The organism is Mesorhizobium sp. LNHC232B00 (assembly GCF_000502435.1).
Taxonomy (GTDB): domain Bacteria; phylum Pseudomonadota; class Alphaproteobacteria; order Rhizobiales; family Rhizobiaceae; genus Mesorhizobium; species Mesorhizobium opportunistum.
On the sequence record NZ_AYWP01000019.1, the window covers coordinates 15421 to 27275 of the forward strand.

Below are 11855 nucleotides of genomic sequence, written 5' to 3' on the forward strand. Positions count from 1 at the left end.
CTTCGACCTCCGACCGCCAGGTCAGATCTGCCGTGTACTCAGTTGTCGATACTTGGCGAGCCACTTCATGTCGGGTTCGACATTGGGTTCCGGTATGTATTCCGCCCCGATCGGCTTGTCCCAGCCCAGGTCCGCCACGCGCCGCAGCACGTAGTCGTAGTCCAGCTCGCCGTGGTCGGGTTTCCCACGATCCGGCACCGCCGCGATCTGGACGTGCCCTACCAACGGCAGCATTGTTTCGAACCGCCTGGTCACGTCGCCTTCCATGATTTGCACATGGTAGAAGTCGAACATCATCCGGAGGTTGGGAGCACCGACTTCGCGGATGATGTCGGCCGCTAAAGCTGTGTCGCTCAAGAAGTAACCGGGCGCGTTGTAGGGGTTCAACGGCTCGATGAGAATCGTCACCCCTTCACCTGCCTTTTCGCAAGCGTAAGCAAGATTGTCGCAGAACGCCTTGCGCGCAAGCGGCCCACTCGAGTTGCCCGCCATGACGTGGACAGCGCCAGCGGACACTTCCGAAGCGTAGGCAAGAGCCTCGTCGATCGCCGCGCGTGCCGAAACCTCCCGGCCCGGCAGCGCAGAGAGCCCGTTTTCCCCGACCGATGTGTCGCCGCGACGCGTGTTAAGGCCCAACATGCTGAGCCCGGTTTCATCCAGTGCCGCTTTCACGGACGCCGCTGATGCGTCGTAAGGCCAGTGGCACTCTACCGCGTCGAATCCGGTCGACTTGGCCTCTCCGATCGCGGCCGGCAACGGGCGGTCCTTCCAAAGGAAACCCAGATTGGCCGAAAACTTCATACGTCCCACTCCACGTTGAACGTGGTGACGACATCCTGGACTTGCCGCTCTGTCAGCAAACGCGGCCGATGGCCGTGCATCAGTATCGCCAGCCGCGCGGTCGCCTCCAGTTCTTCGATGGCGTTGCACGCGGCCTCGACGTCTTTGCCCGCTACGACCGGGCCGTGGTTGGCGAGCATCACCGCCGACCTCCTGCCAGCGAGCCCACGCACTGCGGTACCCATCGCTGCATCACCCGGCCGGAAGAACGGAAGCAGCTTGACGCGGCCCAACTGCATGAGGGCATAGGGCGTGAGCGGCGGAAGGAAGTCGTCTTCGTCGGCATCGGGCATCATCGACCACGCGACGGCGTGGCAGCAATGCAAATGCACGACAGCGCCGGTCTGGCTTCGCGTGTCGTAGAACGCGGAGTGCAGGGGCATTTCCTTGGTGGGTTTGTCACCTTCGATATGCCGACCTTGCGCGTCAAAGCGGCTCAGGCGGGACGGGTCGAGCCGACCGAAGCTTGTCCCGGTAGGAGAGACAAGCAGGCCTCCATCGGACGACCGCGCCGATATGTTGCCAGTTGATCCGTGGGTTAATCCCCGCTCGAACATCGACTTGGCCAGCGAGCATATCTGTTCGCGCAGTCTGGCATTTTCTGTCACGTGTCCAACCTTTCAAGCGCGTCGGTGAAAAAGCCTTCACCGCCGAAATTGCCGGACTTGAGCGTGATCGCGACTTCATGTCCGGCGGTGCGGGCGAAACACCACGGAACACCCGGCGCGATTTCGGAGCCAATGTCGAGTTGCCGTATCTCGAGGGCTTTCGTGACAGCGCCCGACGTTTCTCCGCCGGCTACCACGAAGCGCCTGAACCCCAGGTCGCGGGCTTTCACAGCGCAAGCCGCCAGGGCGCGCTCGACCACCGCGCCCGCGCGTTCCACGCCCAGCCTTTCTTGCGCCCGTCGCACTTCATCCGGCTCGGCCGTGGCATAGATGATCGGTGTCTGGTCGGGGGATCGGCTAGACAGCCATTCGGCCGCACTCCCCTCCCCCTTTTCCGCAAGGTTCAAGGGATCGAGCCGGAGCCCCGGATGACCACCTGCGAGATATGCGGAAACCTGGCGATTGGTCATCGCCGAGCAGCTGCCAGAAAGGACAATCGCCGGGCCAGCCTCCGCGCGCGGCCTGCCGACCGATTGATCCCGGCGGAGGAGCCCTTCCTCCAGCCACAGTTTGGGCAGCGGCATGGCTAGCGCACTCCCTCCGGTCATCAGCGTCATGTCGCGACACGCGTCCGCGATGACATGAAGATCGTCATTGGAGACAGCATCCACGACAACGTGGGCAATTCCATCAGCGCGAAGCCGGTGCAGCTCGCCGCGAAGCATAGCCGCGCCCTTGGCAACGGCGAGTCTGTTCACGAGACCAACCGGGTGGGTTACCTGGGCCCGCAGGAGCCGCATCAGATTGGAGTCGCGCATGGGAGTCAGAGGATGGTCCTTCATCGGACTTTCGGCGAGCGGCTGCTCGCCGACGAAAAGGTTCCCCATGAAGACCGCACGGCCGTTCTCGGGAAACGCCGGGCAGTAGATCGTTTGGTCCGTCCCCAAGGCGTTCATCAGGGCTTCGGCCACGGGGCCGATATTGCCCCGAGCGGTCGAGTCGAAGGTTGAGCAGTACTTCCAGAAAAACCTCTGCGCGCCCGCCCGGCGGAGCCAATCGAGGGCTGCCTGGGTTTCGGACACCGCTTCTTCGACCGGAGCCGTCCGACACTTCAGAGCGATGATCTCGAAGGGCGATGTGTCATTTGGAGGCGTTTCGGGAACGCCCATCCGCAGAGACACCGGGACACCTGATCTCGCGAGAAGACCCGCGAGATCGGTCGCTCCAGTGAAGTCGTCCGCTATAGCGCCGAAAAAGGTCTTGTCGACGTTGTTTCCCGCCTGGCTGTTTCCTGCAAACTCCATCACGCGCCCTTTTCCGGAAGAGTGAGGCCAGCGTTGCGTGCGTAGACCTTGGCCACCGCGGCGTCGTCCTCGCGTCCGAGCCCCATGCCAGAAGCTGCGACGAACTGCTGGAGCGCCGCCGCCGTGATAGGCGCGGAGAACTTGGACAAGCGCGCGACATCCATGACAATTCCTAGGTCCTTGAGCCAGATATCGACGGCGGAATGGGGCGTGTAGTCGCCTGCCGCGATATGCGGCGCTCGGTTCTCGAGCATCCAGCTCGTGCCGGCGCAATTCGGAATGACCTTCAGGAAGGCGGCTGGATCGATCCCCTGCGTCATCCCAAAGGTGATGGCCTCGGCCATCACCGCGATGTGGGTGCCTGCAAGCAACTGGTTGACGGCCTTCATGGCAGAGCCAGCGCCCGCCTTGTCGCCGACCTCGAACACGTTTTCCGCCATCGCATCCAGAGCCGGGCGCGCGACGGCGAATGCCTCCGGCGTGCCTGAAGCCATAACCGAAAGCTTGCCCTGCGCCGCCTTGACGGAGCCACCCGAGATCGGCGCGTCGAGAAAGTGCACACCCCGATCGCCGCATCGCCGCGCGACATTGCGCGCGTAGTCCGGCGCGACGGTGACGCACAGCACAACGACGGATGCCGGGGAAAGCCTGGCTACCAAACCACGATCGCCGAAAAGAACGTCTTCGGCCTGCGCGGCGTTGAGAACCACAACCACCAGCGCCTCAAGTTCGGAAGCGGCGGATGAAGCATCGCCCTCCGAGGCTCCTTCCGAGCGCAAGCGCTTAATCGCTTCCGGGTTGATGTCAGCGCCGAAAACGCTGTGCCCCGCCCGGAGGAGCGACGCGGCGATCCCATACCCCATGGAGCCCAGTCCGACGACACCGACTTTCATTTCTTACGCTCCATGCCATGACCGAACATATCGGACGCTTTACAGTCGGAACCGATCGGCAAGCGCATCGGTAGCGTTCCGTCCCCTGGCGGAAACCAGGAGACGGCCCGTGAGCAAGTGCCCGTACCGCATTGGCATCCATCCGTCTTCGACCCGCAGGACGACGCACCTGCCGCAGACTCCACCGCAGTCACCGGATGAATTCGGGCAGTTGGCCCGCCTCCTCTTCGAAGCCGTAGACAGACTTGATCTCGAGATACTCCTCGAGGCCGAAGGCTCCCATGGAGCGGCCGATGCCAGATTCCTTGTATCCGCCCATGGGGCTGTAAGAGTTGGTTGCCGCGCCGTTGAAGCAGATACGTCCCGCCTTGAGGTTGCTGGAAAATTCATAAGCCTTCTTCCGGTCGGCGCCGAAGACGTAACCACCGAGACCGTAGGGAGTATCGTTGGCGATCCGGAGCGCCTCCTCTTCCGTCGAGTAGGGCATTACCACCAGGACCGGCCCGAAGATCTCTTCCCTGGCGATCGTCATTTCGGGGGTGACGTCCGCGAAGACCGTGGGCCTCACGAAGAAGCCTTGGTTGACGCCGTCGGGCTTGCCCGAACCGCCGAACACCAAACGCGCGCCTTCATCCAGCCCGGACTGGATGTAGTTCTGGATGCTGTCGTACTGCGCCTTGTTGACCACCGGTCCCATCGTGGTGGCGGGATCGCGCGGATCGCCAAGTTTGTATTTTGCGACTTCATCCGCCAGATAAGGCAATACCGTTTCCATCTGGCTTTCATGCACCAGCATGCGGCTCGGCGCGTGGCAGGATTGTCCGCTGTTGAAGAAGCAACGCTGGATGTTCCAGCGTGCCGCCCGCTCAAGGTCAGAATCCATGAGGACGATGTTGGCCGACTTGCCGCCCAGTTCGAGCGATGTCCGCTTGATGGTCTGCGCGGCGGCCTCTCCCACCCGCGTGCCCGCCCGGGTCGAGCCGGTGAAGGATATCATGTCTACCTCGGGATGCCTGCACATGGCTTCGCCGACGACGCTTCCACGCCCGATAACGAGGTTGAAAACGCCCTTCGGAACGCCTGCCTTCTCGAAGATCTCCGCCAGGATTACGGCACTGACCGGGGACGCGTCCGACGGCTTGAGCACCATGGTGCAACCGGCTGCGATGCCGTAAATGGCCTTGATAACGGGTGTTTGCGTGGGCCAATTCCAGGGTGAGATGAGGGCGCATACGCCGATAGGCTCACGCCGTACGATCGTATCACCGATATGGGTCTCAAACCTGTAGGTCTTGAGCAGATCGCGCGCCACTTTCATATGACCGACCGGACCTGTCACTTGCGCCTTGGCGCTTACCGGAATGCCGACCTCTAGGGCCATCGCCTCCGCAATATCGTCGGCGCGCGTTTCGTATGCCGCGATGATACTGTCGATAAGCAAAATCCTCTCTTCGAGAGAAGTCTCAGAATATGCAGCGAATGCCCGGCGTGCAGCTCTTACGGCTTTGTCGACATCTTCCGAGTTGCCGCCAGTGGCGACTGTCGCGAACGGCTCCTCGGTGTAGGGATCGACGAGAGGTCTCTGGCCGGGGGTCGAAGGATCCACCCATGCCCCGTCGATGTACAGTTTGCCAAAATGTTTCATAACGCTCTCCGCCTCCGGCCGTTAGAAGCTGTGGGTGTACCCACCGTCGCAGGCGATCGTCTGCCCGGTAATGAAGGAGGCCGCGGGCGTTGAAAGGAACATCGTGAGGCCAGCAAGATCGGAGGGCACGATGGTTCTCGGGATACATTGGAGGTCGATGTTGCGCTGGCGGACTTCCGGAGTGAGGCTGGCGGCGCGCTCGGCGACTTCCGTCGCCACCGTGCCGGGGCGGATGCAGTTGACGGTTATTCCTTCGGCCCCGAGCTCGCGTGCCAGGGAGTTCGTCATGCCGATCAGCGCCGACTTTGAAGTGACGTAGTGGAGGTAGTTCTTGGTTCCGCGATGCACCGAGTCCGACGAAATGTTTATAATGCGACCGAAGCGGTTTTTGCGCATGCTGCCGACAACCGCGGAGGCGCAGAAGAACACCCCGTTGATGTTGACGTCCATCACCCTTTGCCATTCGCCCTGCGGAATCTGGTCGAAAGGACGTTTAGCCAGGTTGGAAAAAAGCGAGGCGTTGTTGATCAGGACATCCACGCGACCGAATTCGGCCAACGTCGCCGCCACCATCTCGTCCACCGAGTCCTTCTTGGCCACGTCCACGACCAGCGGGAGGGCTTTGCCTCCCGAAGCCTTGATCTCCTTCGCCACTGACTGGGCGTTCTCGAGGCCAAGGTCAGCGATGACGGGGATTGCACCGGCCGCGGCGAACTGGCGTGCCAGTTCCCGGCCGATACCCTGGCCCGCGCCGGTCACGATAACGACTCGGTCTTTTACGCTGAAGTTGCGCGCCTCTGCCGGAACCTCGATTTCCGGAGCGACTTGTTCGGCAGTTCCAACAGTCACGGGCTTCCCTCCAGTAAAAGCGCGGCCAACCACGGGCCGGCGGATCGAAGAATATTTGGACCGCAGCATGCCGCGGTCCAAAATGTCATTGGAACAACCGAGCCGTGGCGGTCGCCGCGCTCATCAGGAAGCCTGTATCGCTTCCCGCAGACACGTAGCGTCCCCCCAGACGGATCATTTCCTTGGCGAGTTCCGGGCGGGAATTCAGTCCTCCGACGCCGAGATGCTTGCCCCTTGCCCGGCAAACCGCCGCCACATGCTCGTAGGCCTCGCGCACCCGCGGGTGATCCAGTTCGCCAGGCACGCCAAAGGAGTTGCAAAGGTCGTTGGTGCCGACCAACAGCATGTCCATTCCATCAACCGACGCGATATCGTCGGAGTTCTCAACCGCTGTCGCGGATTCGATCATGCCGACGACCAGCGTCGCCGCCTCCATCTTCTCCATGACCTCGGCCGCAGGCCCGCCACGGAAGAGAGTGTGGGCGTTGGTCGCGAGCAGAGAGCGACTTCCGCGAGGGGGGAAACGGGAGGCATCCACGATCTCCTCCGCCTGGGCCCGGTTTTCCACATGGGGTACGATCACGCCTTGGGCGCCCGTTTCCAAAACCCGGCCGATCTCGGTCTTGTTGATCCCGGGGACGCGAACCAATGGTGTCACGCCCAACGCGGTTGCCGTCAGACTGATCTGACTGACGGTCTCAAGCGAAAAGCTGCAGTGCTCCAGGTCTATGTAGAGGCAATCGAAGCCCGCACTCTTGGCGATGGCGGCGATCTCAACACCGCGCATCAGTCGAACGACCATCCCGACGGCCACTCCGCCTGAATCCATCTTGGATTTCGTCAGGTTCTTCGAGGGCGTTTCCAAATTGAGCATGGCTGATCCAGAAGCCTCGCGAACAGATTGCGAGTTGCTTTAATTCGCCCGTTTCAGGCGGTGCCTTAGGTTTTGCAGTCAACACTTACGCTTATCAAGTCCTCACGCCCTCCGAGACCCCGCCCGGAATAACGCGATGTTATAGCTGTCGAAATTGGAGGATACCGAGACCTTCCGGTTTGGGGTTATCTGGGGCCGACAGTTCGGTCCTGGTTACCGACGGTTTGGTCCGGAACATGAGAGGATAAGAAGATGCGTATCGGAGAATTTGCGACAGCAGAGGGCGGCGCGGTCGGTTCGATGAGAGACGGCAAGCTCGACCAGAAGTTTCTCCTGCAGGGCGATGACGACTCCCCCAACAACTATCTGCTGAATGTCGGCCTTACCGGATCAGGCGGCTGGGGCACGCCCCGTCACCGCCACAACTTTGACCAGATCCGCTACGTGCTGAAGGGTAGGTATCCGGCAGCTCCTCACAAGATCATGGACGAGGGTTCGGTGGCGTATTTTCCTGAGAGCGTGCATTACGGTCCGCAGGACCGGCCCGAGGGGCTGGAAATGATGGTCATACAGTTCGGTGGTGCTAGCGGCGCGGGCTTCCTGAGCACACCCCGGCGGGAAGCAGCCAATGAGGCTCTGAAGGCAAAAGGCGAATTCAAGAGCGGCGTTTTCACCTGGGTGGATGAAAAGGGCCAAAAGCACAATATGGATGGCGCGGCCGCTTGCTACGAAGAAGCGACCGGAAGGAAGATGGTCCTCGCCAAGCCGCGGTATGACGATGTCATCATGATGGATCCCGACTCGTACGATTGGATCGAAACGGGAAGGCCAGGTGTGTACTCGAAGCTTTTGGGCACGTTCACGGAACGCAATACCAAGATGAGCTTCATCAAGGTCGAAGCCGGGGCGACATACAATACGGGATCGCGGTCTCAGGTCGACGTGCTTTTCATGAGCAAGGGGAACATCACCGTCGAAGGCAAGACTTACGGCGACAAGACGGCGCTCGAATTGACCCCGTCGGACGCTCCGGTCGACATAAAAGCCAATGAAGACTCGCTGTTTTTCGTGGTGACGCTGCCGAAGTTCTGATCCATCCCTTTGCAACAAGGCACCCGCCGCCCGAAGTCGGCGGGTATTGCCCGATTGCCTGGGGCCACAGGTTGGCGCGTTGTCGGGCGGAGATGCGCGAATAAGTAGTCCCGCAGACTGAAAGACGTTGCCGTCCGCCAGGGATTAGCGCCCGTGGAAGGCTTTTTGGCCCGAAGATCTCAACGCCGATTAAACGGCACGAACGTCCTGATGCCCGTTGTGGTCGTGGCACAGCTCCAAGCCAACTTCCGCGATGCAGGTAACCAGATCCTTTCGCGGCTGGTCCATTTGGTAGCCCTCCCGAAAAAAGACAGCGATGTCTCGGCTAAGCACAGGATCGTCGAACGCCAGCGGAAGCAGGCGTTGTTCGGCAATCTCCTCATGAACAGCATGGGCCGGGAGCAAAGCTATATGATCGGTCTCGGCCACCAACGACTTTAGGAGCGAAACCGACCCGCACACGGTCACCTGGCTCGGAAGTGCCAGGTTCATGGTTTTCAGGATGTGGTCGAGGACGGTGTGCGTGCGACGGGATGTGGGGCTTATCCACGGGTACTGAACGAGCTGCTCCCATGTCAGGTTTTCCGACTTTCGCAACGGGTGATCCACTCGAGCGATGACGCGCAGGGTATCCCGAAACAAAACCCTCTGGCGCAACCCGTCCAGCATGTCGAAAACCTCGGTGAACCCGACTACGAAGTCAAAGTCCCGGCGCAGCAATCCGATCAGGAGGTCGACCTGAGCATTTTCGACGACCTGCAATTGTCCGTCTTGATGTGCGTCGCGCCATTTCCGCATGGCCATCGGCACGATCTTGCTCGCCAGGCTGGGCAGGCTTCCCAGCCTGATCGCCTCGTTGTGAACATCGAGCGAGTTCAGGAGATCTCGTTCGGCGAGCTCCACTTCCTCGCGGATTACCCTTGCGTGGCAGTAAAGAATATCCCCGCTTCTCGTTGTCACGATGCCCTTGGGACCGCGCTGGATCAGCTGCATTCCCAGTTCCGCCTCAAGCCTGTTCATGGAAGTGGACAAGGCGGGTTGGGAAACGCTGAGCAATTTAGCGGCGCGATTGAGGCTGCCCTGTTCGATGACAGTGGCAAAGTACAGCAATTTCTTAGGATCGATTTCCAACAGCACCGACACAATTCACGCCCGCCAACGCAGGCGACGCCTTCTGGTTTCTAGACTCGCACACGCCTTTCGGCAATCGTTTTGGAGACTGTGTAGCTGTTCCACATCTCAAGTCCGCCTTCCCTGCCGATACCGCTCTCCCGATATCCGCCGAAGGGAGCATCCGCCCCGGGGCTGGTAAACACGTTGAGCGCGACAGAGCCGACCTGCAGTTCGCGGGACAGATGGTCCGCGCGCTCCATCGAATTTGTAAACACGAACGCGGCCAGACCCATGTCGAGACTGTTGCTGATCGAAAGCGCCTCATCCATGGAATCGACGGGAGCGCAGGGAGAAAGCGGGCCGAATGGCTCCTCTTTCATGATCCTCGCGTCCAGAGGCACGTCCGCGAGGACAGTGGGGGCGTAGAACCATCCCCGGTTACCGACGCGCTGGCCGCCTGTGACCACCCGAGCGCCGTGTGCGACCGCGTCCTCGACCAGACCGGACATTGCGTCCAGACGACGGCGATTGGCGACCGGTCCCATTTGCGTGTCTTTGGCAAACCCGTCACCGACCACAAGCCTGCTCGCTTTGGAAGCGAGGCTCTCGACGAAATCGCTATAGACCGAGCGGTGGACCAAGAACCGGGAGGGCGCGGAGCAGAACTGGCCCGCCATCCGGTATTTCCAGTTCACTGCGAGCTGGGCGATCGCATCGGGATCAACGTTCTCATCCACCAGCACCGGCGCATGTCCGCCCAATTCCATCAGGACCGGCTTCATCGTCTCGGCGGCGAGCCGCGTCAGATGTTTCCCGACGTTGATCGATCCAGTCAGGGTGACGAGGCGGGTTATCGGGGAAAGCACGAGAGTGCGGGAAACTTCGTCCGGATCGCCGAAGACCACATTCAAGACGCCCTTGGGCAAGCCGGCATCGAGGAAGCATTGGGCGAAAAGACATGCTGTCGCCGGTGTCTCTTCCGCAGGCTTGAGAATAACGGAACATCCTGCCGCCAACGATGCGCTGATCTTTCGTGACGGTGCGCTCATCGGCACGTTCCAAGGCGTGAAAGCTGCGACAGGGCCGATCGGCTCGTGCACCACAAACTGTTGTATAGGCGGGTCTGTGGGAACGATGCGGCCATACAGGCGCCGGATTTCTTCCGCGTCCCAGTCGAGAAAAGTGGCCGATCTTTCGATCTCGGCGAGAGACTCTGAAAGCGTCTTGCCAAGTTCCATCGTAAAAATCGGCGCGATATCGGCCGCCCGCTCACGAACGAGACCCGCCGCGCGGCGCATGATCGCCGCGCGCTCGGTCGGAGGTGTTCTGCGCCAGACCTCGAAACCTCGCGCGGACGATTCCAGAGCGTTCTGAAGGTCTTCCGCTGTAGCCTTGGGCACTTGGCCCAGGATGGACTCATCGCTGGGATTTTCCACATCGCAAAGAGCCGGGCGGTCGTAGATCCATTCGCCATCTATGAGAAGGCCAATGGGTGGATACGGATGGTTGGGCTTGTCGCTCATTTCTGGTTTCGTCCCTTTTCAAGCCGATTTGCTGGCCAGAGGTTCACATGGTCCGACCTTCGCGCGTCGAGCTGGACGCCGGAAAGCCATTATTCTTCTTCGCCGTGGAGGAATCTCAGGACCTCGGTCTCTGCGATCCTGGCCCCCCGCGCCCGCTGGCCCCACGTCTGCCCCCCGATGTGCGGAGAGAGGATGACATTGGGCAACGCGGCGAGACGTTCGGGGACTGCGGGTTCGCTATCCAGTACATCCAGCGCGGCCCCGGCGATGATGCCCTTCTCCAGCGCTTCGATCAGCGCGTCCGTGTCGACGAGTTTCCCGCGGCCAACGTTTACGAGCCGGCCTTTGGGACCCAATGCGACAAGTTCTTCGGCGCCTATGACATGCTGGAGGTCAGGCGTCCCCGGCAGCGCCAAGACGAGTATGTCCGACGCCGCGCAAAGGGCTTTCCAGTCCGCGTGCAGAGACGCGCCAAGCCCCATGTTCGATGGGCGTTCCAGCCCGGCGATTTTCATTCTTGATACGGATGCCCGAGCGGCGATCGCCTGACCGATCCGACCGCTGAGGCCCGCAATACCCATAGTCATGTCGACCACACTGTCGCCAACCTCGAATCGACCATTCTGCCATTGGCCGCTACGCGCGAAGGCATCGGCGCGCACGAGCCCGCGGCAGGACATCAGCGTCAGAGCCATGGCAAGATCCGCGACATCGTCGGTCAAGGCTTCGCCAACGGGGCGCACCCTCACACCGCGTTTAGCCAATGCGTCCCCGTCGATAAGTTCGGTTCCGACCCCTTGCGATACGACAAAGCGCAAGTTCGGCAACGCTTGGGCAAGCTCCGCGCTGCAGCCGCGCGACGCGCTGGTCATCAGGACCTGGACGGCGCGGCGGTCGGCTTCCGGCAACGCAAGGACTTCTCTCGGCCCAGGCACGATCCGCAGAAGGCCGCGCCCTTCAAGCGAGGGATAGGCCATTCCCGCGAGCGCGGGGAAAGAAATCACGGGATGCATTTGGGCGCCGTTCCAACGTATCTATTAGCGGCCACGCTATCGGCGCGCCCGTCCGCGGGCAACGCAAAGTCGGATGCGCGGCAGGGTGTTATAATGTTTCT

11 protein-coding genes are annotated in these 11855 nt (G+C 61.2%); 1 reads left to right on the forward strand and 10 read right to left on the reverse strand.

Annotated elements, in window-relative coordinates; translation table 11 throughout:
- Positions 1-21: 21 nt before the first annotated feature.
- The 7 genes from X743_RS148035 to X743_RS148010 all read right to left on the reverse strand — a co-directional run bounded on the left by X743_RS148035 (position 22) and on the right by X743_RS148010 (position 7013).
- On the reverse strand, positions 22-801 hold the full coding sequence (locus X743_RS148035; protein ID WP_023767265.1) for a TIM barrel protein: 780 nt from the start codon (positions 799-801) through the stop codon (positions 22-24).
- Positions 798-1448: an aldolase gene (locus X743_RS0136565; protein ID WP_031257991.1), complete on the reverse strand. Its 651-nt coding sequence runs from the start codon at positions 1446-1448 to the stop codon at positions 798-800. Before X743_RS0136565 ends, X743_RS148035 begins: the two co-directional genes overlap by 4 nt.
- On the reverse strand, positions 1445-2752 hold the full coding sequence (gene otnK, locus X743_RS148030) for a 3-oxo-tetronate kinase (protein WP_023767267.1): 1308 nt from the start codon (positions 2750-2752) through the stop codon (positions 1445-1447). The genes X743_RS0136565 and otnK overlap by 4 nt, the downstream gene beginning before the upstream one ends.
- Positions 2752-3645 (reverse strand): L-threonate dehydrogenase, encoded by an 894-nt coding sequence (gene ltnD, locus X743_RS148025; protein ID WP_023767268.1) that lies wholly within the window; start codon positions 3643-3645, stop codon positions 2752-2754. Before ltnD ends, otnK begins: the two co-directional genes overlap by 1 nt.
- A 190-nt stretch (positions 3646-3835) precedes the next feature.
- Positions 3836-5290 (reverse strand): aldehyde dehydrogenase family protein, encoded by a 1455-nt coding sequence (locus tag X743_RS148020; RefSeq protein WP_023767269.1) that lies wholly within the window; start codon positions 5288-5290, stop codon positions 3836-3838.
- A gap of 21 nt (positions 5291-5311) precedes the next feature.
- Positions 5312-6208 carry a glucose 1-dehydrogenase gene (locus X743_RS148015; RefSeq protein WP_245264270.1) on the reverse strand — a complete coding sequence of 299 codons (897 nt, stop codon included), beginning with the start codon at positions 6206-6208 and terminating at the stop codon, positions 5312-5314.
- A gap of 16 nt (positions 6209-6224) precedes the next feature.
- On the reverse strand, positions 6225-7013 hold the full coding sequence (locus tag X743_RS148010; RefSeq protein WP_023767271.1) for an aldolase/citrate lyase family protein: 789 nt from the start codon (positions 7011-7013) through the stop codon (positions 6225-6227).
- A gap of 252 nt (positions 7014-7265) precedes the next feature.
- Here X743_RS148010 and X743_RS148005 point away from each other — a divergent pair, with 252 nt between their 5' ends.
- Positions 7266-8105 (forward strand): hypothetical protein, encoded by an 840-nt coding sequence (locus X743_RS148005; RefSeq protein WP_023767272.1) that lies wholly within the window; start codon positions 7266-7268, stop codon positions 8103-8105.
- A 189-nt stretch (positions 8106-8294) separates the two neighbouring features.
- Here the strand turns inward: X743_RS148005 and X743_RS148000 are convergent, their stop codons facing one another.
- The 3 genes from X743_RS148000 to X743_RS147990 form a co-directional block, all read right to left on the reverse strand.
- A complete protein-coding gene (locus X743_RS148000) occupies positions 8295-9248 on the reverse strand; it encodes a LysR family transcriptional regulator (protein WP_245264271.1) in 954 nt (317 codons plus the stop codon).
- Positions 9249-9286: 38 nt separating this feature from the next.
- Positions 9287-10741, reverse strand: a complete 1455-nt coding sequence (locus X743_RS147995) for an NAD-dependent succinate-semialdehyde dehydrogenase (protein WP_023767274.1) — start codon at positions 10739-10741, stop codon at positions 9287-9289.
- Between the two features lie 89 nt (positions 10742-10830).
- Complete coding sequence (locus tag X743_RS147990) at positions 10831-11754, reverse strand: NAD(P)-dependent oxidoreductase (RefSeq protein ID WP_031257995.1); 924 nt, start codon at positions 11752-11754, stop codon at positions 10831-10833.
- Positions 11755-11855: the final 101 nt, after the last annotated feature.

What these genes read in the sequence shown, in the direction of transcription:
- X743_RS148020 (WP_023767269.1), bottom strand. Translation starts at nt 5,290, where the DNA reads ATGAAACATTTTGGCAAACTGTACATCGACGGGGCATGGGTGGATCCT.
- X743_RS147990 (WP_031257995.1), bottom strand. Translation starts at nt 11,754, where the DNA reads ATGCATCCCGTGATTTCTTTCCCCGCGCTCGCGGGAATGGCCTATCCC.
- X743_RS148015 (WP_245264270.1), bottom strand. Translation starts at nt 6,208, where the DNA reads ATGCTGCGGTCCAAATATTCTTCGATCCGCCGGCCCGTGGTTGGCCGC.
- ltnD (WP_023767268.1), bottom strand. Translation starts at nt 3,645, where the DNA reads ATGAAAGTCGGTGTCGTCGGACTGGGCTCCATGGGGTATGGGATCGCC.
- X743_RS148035 (WP_023767265.1), bottom strand. Translation starts at nt 801, where the DNA reads ATGAAGTTTTCGGCCAATCTGGGTTTCCTTTGGAAGGACCGCCCGTTG.
- X743_RS148005 (WP_023767272.1), top strand. Translation starts at nt 7,266, where the DNA reads ATGCGTATCGGAGAATTTGCGACAGCAGAGGGCGGCGCGGTCGGTTCG.
- X743_RS147995 (WP_023767274.1), bottom strand. Translation starts at nt 10,741, where the DNA reads ATGAGCGACAAGCCCAACCATCCGTATCCACCCATTGGCCTTCTCATA.
- X743_RS148010 (WP_023767271.1), bottom strand. Translation starts at nt 7,013, where the DNA reads ATGCTCAATTTGGAAACGCCCTCGAAGAACCTGACGAAATCCAAGATG.
- otnK (WP_023767267.1), bottom strand. Translation starts at nt 2,752, where the DNA reads ATGGAGTTTGCAGGAAACAGCCAGGCGGGAAACAACGTCGACAAGACC.